The 17,730-nt window shown below is 34.5% G+C and carries 19 protein-coding genes; 14 read left to right on the forward strand and 5 right to left on the reverse strand.

Features of this window, described 5'->3' with window-relative positions; all coding sequences use genetic code 11:
• Positions 1-65: 65 nt before the first annotated feature.
• A complete protein-coding gene (locus tag FDM27_RS02550) occupies positions 66-425 on the forward strand; it encodes a four helix bundle protein (protein WP_140485056.1) in 360 nt (119 codons plus the stop codon).
• Between the two features lie 77 nt (positions 426-502).
• Here FDM27_RS02550 and FDM27_RS02555 read toward each other — a convergent pair whose 3' ends face one another.
• Positions 503-1,744 (reverse strand): ABC transporter permease, encoded by a 1,242-nt coding sequence (locus FDM27_RS02555; protein WP_140485057.1) that lies wholly within the window; start codon positions 1,742-1,744, stop codon positions 503-505.
• Between the two features lie 279 nt (positions 1,745-2,023).
• Here FDM27_RS02555 and hisS point away from each other — a divergent pair, with 279 nt between their 5' ends.
• From hisS to FDM27_RS02610, 11 genes are all read left to right on the forward strand, one after another.
• Positions 2,024-3,394, forward strand: coding sequence for a histidine--tRNA ligase (gene hisS, locus FDM27_RS02560; protein ID WP_140485058.1), 1,371 nt, complete (start codon positions 2,024-2,026; stop codon positions 3,392-3,394).
• Between the two features lie 369 nt (positions 3,395-3,763).
• Positions 3,764-4,306, forward strand: a complete 543-nt coding sequence (locus tag FDM27_RS02565; RefSeq protein WP_181161620.1) for a nucleotide exchange factor GrpE — start codon at positions 3,764-3,766, stop codon at positions 4,304-4,306.
• A 46-nt stretch (positions 4,307-4,352) separates the two neighbouring features.
• Entirely contained in the window at positions 4,353-5,465 is a 1,113-nt protein-coding gene (gene dnaJ, locus FDM27_RS02570; protein ID WP_140485059.1) for a molecular chaperone DnaJ, read from the forward strand.
• Between the two features lie 150 nt (positions 5,466-5,615).
• Positions 5,616-6,542, forward strand: coding sequence for an ABC transporter ATP-binding protein (locus FDM27_RS02575; protein WP_140485060.1), 927 nt, complete (start codon positions 5,616-5,618; stop codon positions 6,540-6,542).
• 77 nt (positions 6,543-6,619) lie between these two features.
• Entirely contained in the window at positions 6,620-7,936 is a 1,317-nt protein-coding gene (locus FDM27_RS02580; protein ID WP_140485061.1) for an ABC transporter permease, read from the forward strand.
• A 100-nt stretch (positions 7,937-8,036) separates the two neighbouring features.
• A complete protein-coding gene (locus tag FDM27_RS02585) occupies positions 8,037-9,200 on the forward strand; it encodes a sigma-54-dependent transcriptional regulator (protein ID WP_140485062.1) in 1,164 nt (387 codons plus the stop codon).
• 93 nt (positions 9,201-9,293) lie between these two features.
• Positions 9,294-9,977, forward strand: coding sequence for a DEAD/DEAH box helicase (locus FDM27_RS02590; protein WP_140485063.1), 684 nt, complete (start codon positions 9,294-9,296; stop codon positions 9,975-9,977).
• 21 nt (positions 9,978-9,998) lie between these two features.
• A complete protein-coding gene (locus FDM27_RS02595) occupies positions 9,999-10,217 on the forward strand; it encodes a putative signal transducing protein (RefSeq protein WP_140485064.1) in 219 nt (72 codons plus the stop codon).
• Positions 10,218-10,253: 36 nt separating this feature from the next.
• On the forward strand, positions 10,254-10,499 hold the full coding sequence (locus FDM27_RS02600) for a hypothetical protein (RefSeq protein ID WP_140485065.1): 246 nt from the start codon (positions 10,254-10,256) through the stop codon (positions 10,497-10,499).
• 1 nt (position 10,500) lies between these two features.
• Positions 10,501-10,800 (forward strand): type II toxin-antitoxin system RelE/ParE family toxin, encoded by a 300-nt coding sequence (locus tag FDM27_RS02605; protein WP_140485066.1) that lies wholly within the window; start codon positions 10,501-10,503, stop codon positions 10,798-10,800.
• A 3-nt stretch (positions 10,801-10,803) separates the two neighbouring features.
• Positions 10,804-11,601 carry a Cof-type HAD-IIB family hydrolase gene (locus FDM27_RS02610; RefSeq protein WP_140485067.1) on the forward strand — a complete coding sequence of 266 codons (798 nt, stop codon included), beginning with the start codon at positions 10,804-10,806 and terminating at the stop codon, positions 11,599-11,601.
• A gap of 225 nt (positions 11,602-11,826) precedes the next feature.
• Here the strand turns inward: FDM27_RS02610 and FDM27_RS02615 are convergent, their stop codons facing one another.
• The 3 genes from FDM27_RS02615 to FDM27_RS02625 all read right to left on the reverse strand — a co-directional run bounded on the left by FDM27_RS02615 (position 11,827) and on the right by FDM27_RS02625 (position 13,161).
• The gene (locus FDM27_RS02615) at positions 11,827-12,258 is read right to left on the reverse strand and encodes a hypothetical protein (RefSeq protein WP_140485068.1); all 432 of its coding nucleotides are present in this window, start codon (positions 12,256-12,258) and stop codon (positions 11,827-11,829) included.
• A gap of 14 nt (positions 12,259-12,272) precedes the next feature.
• Positions 12,273-12,695, reverse strand: a complete 423-nt coding sequence (locus FDM27_RS02620) for a hypothetical protein (RefSeq protein WP_140485069.1) — start codon at positions 12,693-12,695, stop codon at positions 12,273-12,275.
• Positions 12,696-12,915: 220 nt separating this feature from the next.
• Complete coding sequence (locus FDM27_RS02625; protein WP_140485070.1) at positions 12,916-13,161, reverse strand: addiction module protein; 246 nt, start codon at positions 13,159-13,161, stop codon at positions 12,916-12,918.
• A 122-nt stretch (positions 13,162-13,283) separates the two neighbouring features.
• On the opposite strand from FDM27_RS02625, the gene mtaB reads away from it, so the two are divergent.
• On the forward strand, positions 13,284-14,612 hold the full coding sequence (gene mtaB, locus FDM27_RS02630; protein ID WP_140485071.1) for a tRNA (N(6)-L-threonylcarbamoyladenosine(37)-C(2))-methylthiotransferase MtaB: 1,329 nt from the start codon (positions 13,284-13,286) through the stop codon (positions 14,610-14,612).
• A gap of 216 nt (positions 14,613-14,828) precedes the next feature.
• On the forward strand, positions 14,829-15,692 hold the full coding sequence (locus tag FDM27_RS02635) for a L,D-transpeptidase (protein ID WP_140485072.1): 864 nt from the start codon (positions 14,829-14,831) through the stop codon (positions 15,690-15,692).
• A 91-nt stretch (positions 15,693-15,783) separates the two neighbouring features.
• On the opposite strand, the gene FDM27_RS02640 is transcribed toward FDM27_RS02635, so the two are convergent.
• On the reverse strand, positions 15,784-17,718 hold the full coding sequence (locus FDM27_RS02640; protein ID WP_140485073.1) for a vWA domain-containing protein: 1,935 nt from the start codon (positions 17,716-17,718) through the stop codon (positions 15,784-15,786).
• Positions 17,719-17,730: the final 12 nt, after the last annotated feature.

A 17,730-nucleotide genomic window follows, 5' to 3' on the forward strand; every position in this document is an offset into this window, starting at 1 on the left:
CAGAAGGCAGAAGGGAGGTTGCAGAAAGCAGAAATTAGATTGTAGTTTTAACTAAAAAAGATAAGATGAGATTTCAAGATTTATTAGCTTATAAAAAATCATTTGAATTGTCTATGTTGATTTTTAAAATGACAAAATCCTTCCCAATCGAAGAGAAATACTCGCTAACAGACCAAATTAGACGTTCGTCAAGGAGTGTCTCTGCAAACCTGGCTGAAGCTTCACGAAAAATAAGATACGAAAAACACTTTGTCTTAAAACTCACAGATTGTGATGCAGAAAATGCAGAAACTCAAGCATGGTTGGAATATTCATTTGCTTGTGAATATATTTCAGAAGAATTATTCATGGAATTAACCGCTAAAAGTTTAGAAGTTGGAAAACTTATCAATTACATGATTAACAATCCAGACAAATTTTCTTAAAATCTAAATTCTGCTTTCTGAATTCTGAAATCTGCCTTTTTTAATCTGTAGTCTGCAACCTGCGTTCTAAAATCTGATTACTCGTAACGCAACGCCTCAATAGGATCTAGTTTTGCGGCTTTAATGGCTGGATACAATCCAGAAACAATAGCCACAATAAAACTGGTCAAGAAAGCAGCCATGATAGCTTCCCACGGAATAACAAAAACAAAACTTAAGGCAGTCGCAATTCCGTAGCCGATTAAGATTCCGAAAATAATTCCGGCTAATCCACCCAATTGCCCTATAAGTAAAGTTTCTATGAAAAACTGAACTGCAACTGTAGAGCGTTTGGCTCCCAATGCTTTTCGAACACCGATTTCGCGAGTGCGTTCAGTAACCGAAACAATCATAATATTCATCAAAGCAATCGAAGAACCAAGAATTGTAATAATACCGATAACCCAGGATGCCCATCCTAAATATTGCGTAATGCTTAGGATTCGATTAATCAAATCATCACTTCGAACTACGCCGAAATTATTGTCTTTTATGGGACTTAATTTTCGAATGCTGCGCATTGTACTAATGGCATTGTCAGTGGCCTGATCAAGAAATTCTTTATTGTTGACCATGACACTCAGGCTGTAATTGATATTAGGAGCTGTAAAAAGTGAGCGAGCCACCTGAATAGGAATTAAAACTCTTAAATCCTGGCTGTTGCCAAAAGTGGAGCCTTTCTCTTTTAAAACACCAATCACTTTGAATTTTGCACCGCGAATTGAAATGGTTTTGTTGATAGGGTTGACGTCTTTCAGTAATCCTTTTTCAAAATCAGATCCTACTACACAAACATAATTATTATTGCTGATGTCGAAATTATTGAAATTACGCCCTGAACTGGTTTCTAATCCGGAATTAGTAACAAAATATTCATCAACACCCAGAATAGAAATTTCAGGGTCGGTTTTTTCAGCTTCAAATTTTACTTCGGCAGTTGAAGTGGCTTTGAAAGACAGTGAGGTTTGCGAAAGCGGAAAATTGTATTTGTTCTTAAAAGCTACTGCTTCAGGATAAGAAATAATGGGGTTGATGATTTCCCGTTCTTCGCCACCGTGTCTTTTTATGGTGTTTTCGTACCGATTGATGTTGAAAGTATTGGCGCCCATTGAAGCAAAATCAGAAGAAATCGTGTTTTCTAATGCCGAAACCACCGTTAAAATTCCCACTAATGCCGTGATGCCAATAGCGATAATTAATATTGTAAGGGTGGTTCGTAGGATTTGGGTTTTGATAGAACCAAAAGCTATTCTTATATTTTCCTTTAATAGATTGCGCATTGTAGTAGTTTGCTACGAAAATACAATTTTTGAGAGAAGTTTGTTTTCAAGGCAAGTTATTTATTTTAAAAATAAGATATTTGCATGGCGAAGTAGGGAGCAGGGAGTTGGAAGTGGGGAGCTGGAATAAGAAAGAAGAAGGAAAAAGATGAAATAGGGAAGAAGGAATATTAATGTTTCAAACTCTCAGATTCTGACTTCTAATTTTCAACTTCCAACCTCAGACTTCTAACTCCCAACTTCAGACTTCCAACTCTAAATAACTTCTAACTTTTAAAAATGGCATCAAAACCAAGTATTCCTAAAGGAACAAGAGATTTTTCACCTGCTGAGGTGGCTAAACGTCAATATATTATCCAGACTATAAAAAGTAATTTTGAGAAATTTGGTTTCCAACCGATAGAAACACCTTCGTTTGAAAATTCAGAAACCTTGATGGGGAAATATGGAGAAGAAGGCGATCGATTGATTTTTAAAATATTGAATTCAGGAGATTATTTGGCAAAAGCTAATGCTACTCATTTGGAGGCTAAAGACAGTACAAAATTAACTTCAAGTATTTCTGAAAAAGCTTTACGTTATGATTTGACTGTGCCATTTGCCCGTTATGTGGTGCAACATCAAAACGAAATTGAATTTCCTTTTAAAAGATACCAAATCCAACCAGTTTGGCGTGCTGACAGACCGCAAAAAGGACGTTTTAGAGAATTTTTTCAATGTGATGCCGATGTGGTAGGTTCAAAATCGCTGTGGCAGGAAGTAGAATTGGTACAATTATATGATACAGTTTTCACTACTTTAGGTTTAAACGGAGTGACAGTTAAAATCAATAACCGAAAAATATTATCTGGAATTGCTGAGGTAATTGGTGCTTCGGATAAGCTGATTGATTTTACAGTGGCTTTAGATAAGTTGGATAAAATTGGTGAAGACGGTGTAAAAAAGGAAATGATTGAAAAAGGAATTTCTGAAGCCGCAATTGTAAAAGTACAGCCTTTATTTAATTTTACCGGAAGCATTTCTGAGAAAATAGAAAAATTATCACAGCTTTTAGCCGCTTCGGAAGAAGGAATGAAAGGAGTGGAGGAGTTGCGTTTTATTTGTGATAATGTGACTAATTTAGGCTTGACAACTGCCATTTTGGATTTGGATGTGACTTTGGCACGTGGTTTAAATTATTATACAGGAGCAATTTTTGAAGTAGCTGCGCCAAAAGGTGTTGCCATGGGATCTATTGGTGGTGGTGGAAGATACGATGATTTGACCGGGATTTTTGGTTTGAAAAACATGAGTGGTGTGGGTATTTCTTTTGGTTTGGATCGTATTTATTTAGTAATTGAGGAATTAGGATTGTTTCCGGAAACCGTTACGGCAAGTTCAAAGGCTTTGTTTGTGAATTATGGAGATGCTGAAGCTTTTTATGCTTTACAAGCCATTAAAAAATTAAGAGCTTCAGGTATAAAAGTAGAGTTGTATCCTGATAAAGCTAAGGTGGCCAAACAATTTCAGCATGCTGACAAACGCAATATTCCTTTTGCAGTAATTGTGGGAGGGGAAGAAATGAGTTCGAATACTTTTTCGCTTAAGAATTTGGTTTCTGGAGAGCAAATAACGATGGATTTTGAATCGTTAAAGAATGCTTTGATTTAATTCAGAAATGTATAAACACAAAAAAAGCTTTGTCGGTTTGACAAAGCTTTTTTTAGTATAAGTAATCGCGAATTAATAATTGTTTTGAAATCAACTGTAATTTTTAAACTTGTTTTAGTTAAAAATCAGAGATTGATTAGAACCTAATAACAAACATATAGAATCTATTTGAAATATGTCTTAAAAATTTATTAAAATTTTAATTTTAACATTAAAAAAAATTAAATTAAGAAAAAACAGGGTGGAAAAATAGTTATAAGAGAAAAGGGTGACAATTTGGCATTTGGATTGCTTTGGCAGTACTTTTGCTATCCAAAGGAAAGTGTAAAAATGAAGAAGTTTAAAAATATATTTAAAAATAAGGGAAATATGAGTACTGAGAATACAGAGATCGATAAAGAAATGGATGAGGCAACAGTAGAAAATACGGCAAGCCAAGAGCAGGCAGTTGCTGAGGAGTTAAGTGTTGAAGAGCAATTGGCAAAAGACTTAGCGGATGAAAAAGACAAACATTTACGATTATTTGCTGAATTTGAAAACTATAAAAGAAGAACTTCAAAAGAACGTATTGAATTGTTTAAAACGGCCAATCAGGAAGTTTTATTAGCAATGTTACCTGTTTTGGATGATTTTGACCGTGCTTTAGTTGAAATTGCAAAATCAGGAGATGAAACTTTAACCAAAGGAGTAGAGTTGATTCATGAGAAATTAAAAAGTACTTTGTCTTCTAAGGGATTAGAGTTAGTTGATGTGAAAGTTGGAGATGCTTTTAATGCAGATTTTGCAGAAGCAATTACACAAATTCCTGCTCCATCACCTAAATTAAAAGGTAAAATAGTAGATGTTCTTGAAAAAGGATACAAACTGGGAGATAAAATTATTCGTTACCCAAAAGTAGTTATTGGGCAATAAATTTGGGTAGAAATGCATTGCAATGCGTTTTAAAAAATAAATACAAATGAAAAAAGATTTTTACGACATATTAGGTGTTTCTAAAAATGCGGATGCTGCGGCGATAAAGAAAGCCTACAGAAAAAAAGCTATTGAGTTTCATCCTGACAAAAATCCTGGAGACAAATCGGCAGAAGAAAAGTTCAAAGAAGCGGCAGAAGCTTATGAAGTTTTAGGTGATCCTGACAAAAAAGCAAAGTATGACCAATTTGGACACCAAGCTTTTGACGGTTCTGGCGGTTTTGGCGGAGGTCATCACATGAACATGGATGATATCTTCAGTCAGTTTGGTGATATCTTTGGAGGTGGTTTCGGTGGTTTTGGCGGAGGCGGAAGCCGAGGCGGTGTTCGTCGTGCTAAAGGAAGCAATTTGCGTATCAAAGTAAAACTGACTTTGGAAGAAATTGCTAATGGTGTTGAGAAAAAAGTAAAGGTAAAACGTAAAGTTCAGGCTCCTGGAGTTACTTACAAAACTTGTTCTACTTGTAATGGTCAGGGACAGGTAATGCGAGTGACTAATACTATTTTAGGTAGAATGCAATCAGCGACAACTTGTCCTGCTTGTGGTGGGTCTGGTCAAATTTTAGATAAAAAACCATCTAACGCTGATGCGCAAGGAATGATTGTAGAAGACGAAACGGTTTCTATTAAAATTCCTGCCGGTGTTGTGGATGGTATGCAATTAAAAGTTTCTAACAAAGGAAACGATGCGCCGGGAAACAGTATTCCCGGAGATTTAATTGTGGCTATCGAAGAGTTAGAGCACGAATTTCTAAAGCGTGAAGGAGAGAATTTACATTATGATTTATATGTAAGTTTCCCTGAGGCTGTTCTTGGAGTTTCTAAAGATATTGAGGCTATCAACGGTAAAGTAAGAATCAAATTAGAAGAAGGAATCCAATCAGGAAAAATTCTTCGATTAAAAGGAAAAGGTATCCCAAGTATCAATGGATATGGAAATGGGGATTTGTTAGTTCATGTAAATGTTTGGACTCCTAAAACATTGAACAAAGAGCAAAAACAATTCTTCGAGAAATATTTAGAAGATGATAACTTCTCACCAAATCCTGAAAAATCAGATAAATCGTTTTTTGAGAAAGTAAAAGATATGTTTTCTTAGACTTTTTAAATAAAAATCATATAAACCCATTCGCCGCGGCCAATGGGTTTTTTTATGAAACAATTGTAATCGATTTAGGTAGTAATTATTTACTTTTACAGCCGCAAGGTCGAAAAGGCCTAATTGAAGAAGAAAATTCAAAAAATCAGCATGAATACCTTATTAGAAGTCAATAAAGTAGTGAAGCAATACGGAGATTACGTGGCATTAAACGAAGTTTCTTTGTCTGTTCCTAAAGGCAGTATTTATGGACTTTTAGGTCCTAATGGTGCCGGAAAAACTTCCCTTATTCGAATCATTAATCAAATTACCATGCCAGATAGTGGTCTAATTATCCTGGATGGCGAAAAATTGCAACCCAAACACGTACAATATATTGGTTATCTTCCAGAGGAAAGAGGTTTGTACCAAAGCATGAAAGTGGGTGAACAATGCTTGTATTTGGCACAAATGAAAGGTTTGTCTAAGGCTGAAGCCAAAAAACAACTGGAATATTGGTTTGACCGATTGGGAATTCAAGGTTGGTGGAACAAGAAAATTCAGGAACTTTCTAAAGGTATGGCACAGAAAATCCAGTTTGTAGTTTGTGTGTTGCACAAACCTAAATTGTTGATTTTTGACGAACCTTTCTCCGGTTTTGATCCTGTAAATGCTAATGTGATTAAAGACGAAATTCTGGCTTTGAAAGAACAGGGTTCTACAATTATTTTTTCGACTCACAGAATGGAAAGTGTGGAAGAATTATGTGATCATATTGCTTTGATTCATAAATCGAATAAATTGATCGAAGGGAAATTAGACGATGTTAAAAGACAACATAAGACCAATAGTTTTGAAGTGGGGGTTTTAACCGATAATGTAGAAGGTTTGATGTATGATATTACCCAGAAATTCACTGTTAGCCCGGCTAATTTTAAATCCTTGAATAAAGAATTAAAACTTGAAATTCAAATAGGTAATGCACTGCCTAATGAATTATTGAATTTAATAACACAACGCGGGCAAGTCACTCACTTTGTAGAAAAAATTCCGAGTGTAAACGATATTTTTATTCAAACAGTAACTGAAAAAGCTTAGATTTCAGATTTCAGATTTTAGAGTAAAACCTAAGATCTAAAATCTAAAGTCAACAATCTAAAATCTAAAATCAAGAAATGAGTGTAATATCACTGATTATAAAAAGAGAATTTTTTGCCAAGGTGCGCAATAAATCCTTTATTGTAATGACCTTTTTAAGTCCATTGTTATTTGTGGCGGTAGCAATATTTGTGGGCTATTTGAGTTCGATGAAAGCCGATGTGAAACGAGTGGCTATTCATGACGAAACGGGTTTGTTTGCCAATGAATTTGTTGCTCAGAATAATGTGGACAGCGACTATAAATATTTTGATTTTTCCCAAATTGACAGTCAGTACCTGAAAGACAGTATTGCTAATAATGGTTATGAAGGATTATTGCTTATTCCTAAAACTACAGCTGTAACTGATTTAGAAAACAAAATAGAGTTTATTTCTAATGCCAGTCCAAGTATTTCGTTTATTGAAAATACTCAGGATATTATTGCCAGAAAAATTACTAAAATCAATCTGGAAAATGCGCATTTAGATACTTTGGCTATAAAAAAAGCGCAGGCCCATGTTAATATTGCTATAGCAAAAACATCAGGAGAACAAGGTTTAAAAGGGTTGAATGAAGCTAAAATCGCTATTGGTGGTGCTTTTGGTTATTTAATCATGATGTTCATTATTATTTATGGGAATATGGTCATGCGATCAGTGATTGAAGAAAAAACAAACCGAATTATAGAAATTATTATTTCTTCGGTAAAACCTTTTCAGTTAATGATTGGCAAAATTATTGGTACATCATTAGCGGGAATTTTACAGTTTACCATTTGGGTCATTATTGGACTTTCATTACTGTTTGCAGCTTCTGTATTTTTTGGAGTAAATGTTGGTCCAGCGGCTAATTTATCGCCTGCATTAATGGAGCATTCTGCAACAGAATTTACAGGAACAGCTCAATTGTATCTCAAAGAATTATGGAATTTGCCTATAGCCGGCATTTTGATTGGTTTTGTGGTTTATTTCATCGGAGGTTATTTTTTATATAGTTCATTTTATGCAGCCATTGGTGCCGCTGTCGATAATCAAACCGATTCACAGCAGTTTCTTTTGCCTGTGATTTTGCCTTTAATGTTAAGTGTTTATGTTGGTTTTTTTAGCGTAGTTAATGATCCTAATAGTACGATTGCAGTTGCTTTTTCGATTATTCCGTTAACTTCGCCAATTGTGATGTTAATGCGAATTCCTTTTGGAGTTCCATTTTGGCAAATAGCCGTTTCAATTACATTATTATTTGGGACATTTTTATTGGTGGTTTGGTTTGCTGCCAAAATTTATCGTGTGGGAATATTGATGTATGGGAAAAAACCAAGTTGGAAAGAATTGTACCGTTGGTTAAAATATTAATTTGAAGCGACTAAGGTTCTAAGTTGTTAAGGTTTTTTTAATGTTTAAAAAAAAGAACTCAGAATCTTAGTAACTTAGAACCTCAGAATTTAGAAAATATATGAGTAAAATACTAATTATCGAAGACGAAGCCGCAATTAGAAGGGTGCTTACTAAAATTCTTTCGGAAGAAAATGATGCTTATCAGGTTGAAGAAGCGGAAGATGGTGTTTCAGGCTACGAAAAAATAAAAAATAACGATTACGACTTGGTTCTATGTGACATCAAAATGCCAAAAATGGATGGTGTCGAATTACTGGAAGAAGTCAAAAAGATAAAGCCGGAAATTCCGATGGTGATGATTTCGGGGCATGGCGATATGGAAACGGCTATTCAGGCGATGCGTTTAGGTGCTTTTGATTACATTTCGAAACCGCCCGATTTGAATCGTTTATTGAATACGGTTCGCAATGCTTTAGACAGAAAACAACTGGTAGTTGAGAATAAAATTCTAAAGAAAAAAGTCAGCAAAAACTACGAAATGATTGGCGAAAGCGAAGCAATTAATCATATAAAAGTTATGATTGATAAGGTGGCTCAAACCGAAGCCCGTGTACTGATTACTGGACCTAATGGAACCGGAAAAGAATTAGTTGCGCATCAACTGCATGAAAAAAGTGAGCGTGCTGCTTTTCCTTTAATCGAAGTGAACTGTGCTGCGATTCCGTCAGAATTAATAGAAAGCGAATTGTTTGGTCACGTAAAAGGCGCTTTTACATCGGCGGTGAAAGACCGTGCGGGTAAATTTGAAGCGGCCGATAAAGGAACTATTTTTCTGGATGAAATTGGCGATATGAGTCTTTCGGCTCAGGCCAAAGTATTACGTGCTTTACAGGAAAATATCATTACCCGAGTTGGTGCGGATAAAGACATTAAAGTGGATGTGCGTGTTGTTGCTGCGACGAATAAAGATTTGAAAAAAGAAATCGAAGAAGGACGCTTTCGTGAGGATTTATACCACCGATTAGCAGTAATTTTAATTAAAGTACCTTCGCTGAATGACAGACGCGAGGATATTCCGTTATTGGTGACTCATTTTGCCGAAAAAATTGCTTCGGAACAAGGGAATGCAGTGAAGAAATTTTCGGATGATGCGATCAAGTTATTACAAGAATACGATTGGACGGGAAATATCCGTGAATTACGCAATGTGGTGGAGCGTTTGATTATCCTTGGCGGAAGCCAGATATCTGAAAATGATGTAAAGCTGTTTGCAAGTAAATAAATTATTTCACAAAGATTCACAAAGAGAAAACAAAAAGAAACGCAAAAGAATTATAATTAAAACTTAGCGAATCTTTGTGTAAAAACTATAAAAATGAAACTAAAAAAAATAAACGAAAAGTTACAGCAGGGATTAATTGAAAACGGATTAACCGAGGCAAATGATATCCAAAAAGAAACTTTTTCGACTATAAAAAGTGGTGTCGATTGTATTATTATCGCGCCAGATGGAGAAGGAAAAACCACTACAATTGTGCTCAATGTGATTCAGCGATTGATTGGTTCTGTTGAAGAATCGCCAAGAGCTTTAATTATTGTGGAGGACAAAGATAAAGTTTTAGAAATGGAAGCGCTTTTTGAAAAGTACGGAAAGTACAGTGAACTGGAAGTTTATGGTGTTCATGACAAAGGTGATATGGATTATGATAAAAATTATGTTTCTACCGGAATCGACGTTTTAATTGGTACTCCAAATAAATTGAATGATATGTTTTCTACAGCGGGTTACAATGTAAACCGATTGAAAATGTTCATATTGGATGATGCAAATCCAATTTTGAAATTGCGTCACGAAACTAAGATTATGCGTATTTCGAATAGTATTGCTAAAACGCAACGTATTATTTTTGGAGATCAATTATCAGAAAGAATAGAAATTTTGGCCGATAAAATGATGGAAGAGCCTGAAATCTTTGATTTTGAAGATGTGGATTATGATGAAGAATACAAAGATGAGGAACTTGACGAATACGAAGAAAAGGACGGAGAAGAAGAATAAAAAATAAATAAAAAGGGTACCATGGGATTAATGAAAGTGTTTTCGGGGAGTGAAGTATTAGCTTTGGCTTTGAAAGAAAAAATAGAAGCTGCCGGTGTTGATACGGTGATAAAAGACAATATTCAATCGGCTAGATTGGCTGGTTTTGGAAGTTCTGGTTCAGCAGTAGAATTGTTTATTCAGGAAACTGATTTTTCTAAGGCAAATCCTGTAATTGAAGAGTTTCGATTGAATATTTAATAGTTGTATATTTGTTATTCTAATTATACTGTCGAAATGGATATAGATGCAAAGAAAATAGAATTGTTGGATTGGTTGCTTCATATTAACGATGAAAGTAAACTCAAAAAAATAATGGCGCTGAAAATAGTTTTAGATAAAGAAACTGTTGCCCATACTATTAGCGGTTATCCGGTAGATAAAGAAGAATATATCAATATGGTTAAAGAGGCTGATGAACGAATTACATCAGGCAATTATACTACACTTGAAGATTTAGAAAAAGAAATCGAAAATTGGTAACATGGGAAAGCCAATTAGGATACTTTGGGATAATCAAGCCAAAGCCGATTTAAAACTAATCTTTGATTTTCTCCAATTAAAGTCACCTCAAGGAGCTAAAAATGTCATTAGAGATATTGTTACGCAGAGTAAAAACATTCATTTTACGGAGCAATATCAGGTGGATGAATTTTTAGGAGAACCTTACAGAAGAATGATTGTTCGAAATTATAAGATTATTTATAAAATTCATTCGGAAACTGAAATTAGAATTCTTCAAATTTTTGATACCAGACAAAATCATAGTAGATTAAAAAAATAAAAGATGAAATACAAAATGTTGGTTCTTGACATGGATGATACCTTGTTGAACGATGACCATATCATTTCGGATGAAAATAGAGCGATGCTTTTTAAAGCCAAAGAAAAAGGAGTACAAATTATTTTAGCTTCTGGGCGACCAACGCCAGCAATGATTGAATATGCTAGGGATTTGGGATTAATGGATTCGTATATGATTTCGTTTAACGGAGCCGTAATTACCGATTTAAAAAATGACGAAGTAATCTTCGAACAAAGTTTAACTCAAGAGCAAATTCATACCTTGTATGATTACAGCAAGGAAAAGAAAACGCATATTATTACCTATTTGGACGGAAAAGTGGTGAGCGAAACCCATTCAGAATATATTGATGTTGAGGTGAATATCACGGGCTTGGAACACGAAGTAGTGCCTAATTTTAAAGAGCGTGTGCAAACTTCGGCAATTAAATGTATTTTGCTGGAAGAGCCTAGTTATTTGAAAGAGGTGGAAGCCGATTTGAGAACTGCCATGCCACATTTGAGTGTATGTATGTCCAAACCTTTTTTCTTAGAAGCGGCTCAAACCGGAATTGATAAAGGAGCCAGTGTAAAATTCCTGGCAGATAAATTAAACATCTTGCAATCGGAAGTGATTGCGGTGGGGAATGCAGGCAACGATTTATCAATGATTGAATATGCAGGTCTTGGTGTTTGGGTTGATAATGTAGATGCCCATTTAAGAGACAAAGGTGATGTGGTTGTAGCTTCTAATAATAATCACGGTGTTGCTGAAGTAATCCAAAGATTTATTTTGGCTTAAGATTTTTATAATTATAATTTAAACCATTAAGAAATTAAGGTAATTTAAGAGCGGTTCTTAAAAGCTTAGTTTTTTACTGGTTTTTTTGTTGGTGCTCCGCAAAGTCTTTGACTTTGAGGTAGTGATTTACGGTTTCTAACCGATTTTTTATATATCAGTCATAGACTGATGAACGCATCCTCAAAGTCGGTGACTTTGCGGAGCGGGGTTTGTATTTGTTTTATTTTAATCAAATCCTATTTCAGAATAATACCACCTTTCATCTAATTGTATAAGTTTGTATGAAGCTCCAGTAATATGATTGTTCCCAAATTTTTTTGGGGTTTTATGTGAATCATAAATGATTCTTTTTTCCTTATCAAATATGTTGTTAGGTTTTTTAATAAAAATAATTAGGCTATCATTTTCTTCGATAAATCCAGAATAAGTTGGATTTTTTTTATTTCCATTTTTTACAATTAAATCAATATCTAATTGCTCAATATCACCAATTATAAATTCATCGAATTCATCACTATCATAAATACCATTATTATATTTTTCAAATTTTGAAACTAAATTACTTAAATCATTTTTGTATTTCAAAACCTTATCTTCATTAAATGGATTACAAGAAATGAACGTTAATAATAAAAGAAATAGAGTGGTTTTCTTCATTGTTTTAAGGTTAGTTATTTGTTTATCTTTCTTATTTTAAAAAGTAAAAAAGCAAAAATGACTTGTCCTATGAAAAATAATAGTAGAACCGAATAAAGAATTCTATCTATTAAATTAATCATCTCAAAAATATCAGTTGAATTTTTTGCAGTAAATTGACGGATAGGAAAATTAAATCGTGCCCATAGTACAAGAGGAATTGTCAAAATAAAATGAAGTGTAAATAGCTTTAAATCAATTTTGCTTTTTGCTGTCTTCCAATAAATAAATGTGATTAATGAAATTATAATCAAAACTATTATTTCTAAATAACTAGTACTTGGAATAACCATATTCCAACCTGTTAGGCTTTGAATAGTAAAGCCAGATTCAAATGGAATAGCTAAAAGGAGTAATAAAGTGAAAGAAATTTGTGGAATATACTTTTTAAAGGTCATAAAGAATCTATGTTTATCTCAAATATATCAATAAATAACTACAAAACTTAAAATAACATTTAGATTTTCTTATATCTCAGATTTGCGTGAGGGATAGCAGCGGTATCCTTTATGGCTTTGATAAAAGCCATAAAGATAGAGCGAATAGCCCGACCCGAAGTTTTTACGGAGGGCACGCCCAAATTTTACTTTTTATTAAAATTTTTTCTTTGGATTTTTACTAGTCTTGGAAATTTCTTTTTCTGGCATTGTTTTTTACTTGTTCCCAAGTGAGGCCGGGGTCTTCACCGGAATAGTATTTTGCTGTAGCTTCTTCTATAATTAACTTTTGTTCTTCAGTTAGTTTATATTCTGAATTATCATCAATGAAGACATCTTTTAAAAAATCCAAAGTGCTTTGATCTTCCGTGTGGATAATCTTTTCAATTAACTCCAGTTTATCCTTTTGTAAATTAGCTGATTGCATGATTTCTATATTTAGAATCTATTTATAAATATAATGATAATCGGATTTTAATTCTTGCAATTTATATGTAAATTTGCACACGCTATTTTTTTGACAACGATTTCATTAGATAGCGCTTACTTATGGAGAAACGTAAAAAAGTAGCCTTCTATACCTTAGGCTGTAAACTGAATTTTTCAGAAACTTCGACAATTGCCCGTAACTTACAAGACGAAGGTTTTGATCGTGTCGATTTTGAGGAAGTGGCTGATATGTATGTCATCAATACCTGTTCGGTGACTGAAAATGCCGATAAACAATTCAAACAAGTGGTGCGTAAAGCGATGAAGCTGAATGACAAAGCTTTTGTTGCTGCTGTAGGCTGTTATGCCCAATTGAAACCCGAAGAATTGGCGAGTGTTGATGGAGTGGATTTGGTTTTAGGCGCTACCGAGAAATTCAAATTAGCCGATTATATCAATGATTTGTCTAAAAATGACATGGGCGAAGTGCATTCCTGCGAGATTGCCGAAGCCGATTTTTATGTAGGCAGTTATTCTATAGGAGATCGTACCCGTGCTTTTTTGAAAGTTCAGGATGGCTGCGATTATAAATGTACTTATTGTACTATTCCGTTGGCTCGTGGGATTTCCCGTAGTGACGAATTGCAGAACGTATTGAAAAATGCAAAAGAGATTTCGGCGCAAAATATCAAAGAAATTGTACTTACTGGAGTAAACATTGGGGATTACGGTAAGGGGGAATTTGGGAATAAAAAACACGAGCATACATTTCTGGAATTGGTTCAGGCTTTGGATGAGGTAGAAGGAATAGAGCGTTTGCGAATTTCATCTATCGAACCGAATTTATTGAAGAATGAAACGATTGAATTTGTTTCGAAAAGTAGAACTTTTGTACCGCATTTTCATATTCCGCTACAATCAGGAAGCAATGATATTTTGAAATTGATGAAGCGTCGCTATTTGCGAGAAGTCTATACCGAAAGAGTGAATAAAATTCGCGAAGTAATGCCTCACGCCTGTATTGGCGTGGATGTGATTGTAGGTTTTCCGGGAGAAACCGATGAGCATTTCTTAGAAACCTATCATTTTCTGAATGATTTGGATATTTCGTATTTACACGTTTTTACGTACTCAGAGCGTGATAATACCGAAGCTGCCGAAATGGAAGGAGTGGTTCCTTCGAATGTTCGTGCAAAGCGCAGCAAAATGCTCCGCGGATTATCGGTTAAAAAACGTCGTGCTTTTTACGAAAGCCAGTTAGGAACCAGCAGAACCGTTTTGTTTGAAGGAGAAAATAAAGAAGGTTATATTCATGGTTTTACCGAGAATTACGTAAAAGTAAAAACGCCTTGGAATCCTGAATTAGTGAATACTTTACACCAAATCAATTTGACTAAAATTGATGAAGACGGAAGCGTTCGAATGGAATTTGCTTCTGCTTTGGTTTAGGTTTAAACATATACCTGTCTGCCGACAGGCAGGAGTCATATAAGTTTTTAAACCATTAAGAGATTAAGGAAATTAAGCGCAAAACTTAATGGAACTTAATTTCTTAATGGTTTTTTATTTACATCAAAGGTTAAATTTTATAAATCATTAGGTTAATTGTATAAGGGAGTAGAGCTTTTAATGGGGTAATTTTAAATAATTAAAAATTGAATCATTATGAAGCCAATACTATTTATACTTAGTGCTGTTGTAGGTTCTGTTTTATTTTCTTGTAAAGAGAATGATAAAACAGTAAAAGAAGAAAAAAAAGTAATTAAAATTGAGCGCAAAAAACCAAAGGATGTCTCCTATCATTTTGAAAACACTAAAGAATGGTTAAAAAAAGCGACTAATGATAGTACACAATTGTATATTGTGTATGCTATTAATAGAACGGATGCCCAAAATCTTAAAAAATTAGATTCCATTGTAGTGCCCAATGACAGCTCGGGAGATTTAGCTTATTATTTGCCTTTTCCGCTAGAAATTCCTTATTTGGAAGAAATTGATAAAATCATTTACTTTTCATATCCAACACAAACATTTGGAGCTTACGAGCATGGCCAGTTGGTTTACACAGGACCAACAAATATGGGAAGAAAAAAAGATCCCACACCAACAGGATTGTTTTTTACCAATTGGAAAGCAGAGGAAACTATCAGTACTTTTAACGATGAGTGGGATTTAAAATGGAATTTTAATATTGAAAACAAACTAGGTGTAGGATGGCATCAATATGAATTACCAGGTTATCCAGCCTCACATTCTTGTTTGAGACTTCAAGAAAAAGATGCTAAATATCTGTATGATTGGGCTGATGAATGGGAACTTAAGGATGATGAAAACGTCAAAGTCAAAGGAACTCCTGTGATTGTTTTTGGAGCTTATGAATTTGACAAACCAAAACCTTGGTATCAGTTAGTTTCCAGTCCAAATAGTCTGAATATAGCTGAAAGTGAAATTAAAAAATGGACTCAGCCACATATTAGTGTGATTTTAAAAGAGCAAAAAAATAGAGAAATGCTTAAAGGCAAAAAATAAGTAAATTACAAATAATTAAACCATTAAGAGATTAAGAAAAATAAGCGTGAAACTTATTAAACTTAACTTCTTAATGGTTTCTTTTTATAGATTATTTTACGGTTTCTATCAAACGGATAAATTCTGCTTTGTAACCGTCTTCGTCATTAGATAATCCTTCTTTGGCTAGATTTTTTATCTTTTCGGTTTCCTTATTCGGAACCAAATTTGAATCTTTTAATTTCAATCCAAACCAGGCTACGGCCGTTGTAAATTTGAAATCTGCAGAAGAATTATTAAGAGGAACTGATTTGTTATCAATTACTTTTACCATTTCAATACTTTTATCGCCATCGGGTTTTTTGTAACGGAATTTGATAGTTGCTAATTCATTACTATAAGACTCTTTGTTTATAGTCGTGTTTGTATATTTTAAATCCGAAACGCTGTAATCACTGTCAATGCCTGTCGGGATAATTTCATATAAGGCGGTAACGGTATGTCCGCTGCCTAATTCGCCGGCATCAATAGCGTCGTTTTTAAAATCTTCAGGACGTAATTTTCGGTTTTCATAGCCAATCAAACGGTAGGCTTGAACGTGTTTAGGATTAAATTCAATTTGGATTTTGACATCTTTGGCAATGGCAAACATGGAACCTTTGAATTCTTTTCCTAAAAAGCGATTGGCTTCCTGAATGTTGTCGATATAAGCATAGTTTCCGTTTCCTTTGTTGGCTAAGATTTCCATTTTACTGTCTTTGTAATTTCCCATTCCGTAACCCAAACAAGTCAGGAAAACACCTGATTTTCGTTTTTCTTCAATTAAGGTTTCCATATCCTTGTTTGATGAAGTGCCTACATTAAAATCGCCGTCAGTAGCCAGAATAACACGGTTATTTCCTCCTTTGATAAAGTTGGCAATAGCAGTTCTGTATGCCAATTCAATTCCGGCACCTCCTGCGGTACTACCTCCGGCATTCAGATTGTCTAAAGCATCAATAATCGTTTGTTTTTGATCTCCAGATGTTGGAGGCAAAACCATTCCTGCTGCTCCTGCATAAACCACCATGGCGACTTTGTCCTCTTTTCTCAATTCGTTTACTAAAATTTTCATCGATTGTTTGAGTAATGGGAGTTTGTTGGGGTCGCTCATCGAACCTGACACATCAATCAGGAAAACCAAATTGGAAGCCGGTAAGTTTTCGGTTGGAATGTTTTTGCCCTGCAATCCTATTTTTAATAATTGATGTTTACTGTTCCAGGGACAATCACTGTATTCAGTATTAATAGAAAAAGGATGATTTTCTTTAGGTTGTGGGTAATTATATTTGAAAAAGTTCATCATTTCTTCGATTCGAACGGCATCTTTAGGAACGGCTTGTCCGTTATTAATAAAGCGACGAATGTTAGTATAAGAAGCATTATCCACATCAATAGAAAAGGTAGAAAGTGGTGCGTTTTTAGGAGTTTCAAACTGATTTTCAACAAAAGTTTCGTAATCTTCCTGATTGGGCGTGTTTGGCAATGGAGGATTGATGTTTATGGGATTTGTATTTCCATAAATTTGAAGAGGTTCAGTAATTGATTCTGCTTTTGCTTTTGCAGGCATTACCATTGCAGTAGTTCTCGTATGTTGGTTCAAAGCAACCTTGTTTAAATTCTTTTTTTCATAAGCAACAGCCTTAGCAGAGTAAAGTTTGCCTTTATGGTTGTTCCCATATCCCACAACGACAATCTCCTGTAGGGATGAAGAATTACTTTGTAGACTAATGTTGATCACTTTTGAGTTTCCAATTTTTACCTCTTTGGTTTGATAACCGATGTAGCTACAAACTAATATTTTTCCTTTTTGAGCCTGAATGGAATAATTTCCGTTAAAATCAGTCAGAGTAGTTGTTTTAGTTCCTTTAATTGTAACAGAAACAGCAGGAAGAACTGAACCATCAGTCTGGTCAGTTACTGTTCCGGTAATGGTGATTTCCTGTCCAAAAGTTAGGATAGAAAAGAGCATAGCAAGGGCTGATGAAATAAGTTTTAGACTTTTCATGACAATAATTTT

The sequence above is a fragment of the Flavobacterium sp. GSA192 genome (assembly GCF_006386525.1).
Lineage (GTDB): Bacteria > Bacteroidota > Bacteroidia > Flavobacteriales > Flavobacteriaceae > Flavobacterium > Flavobacterium commune.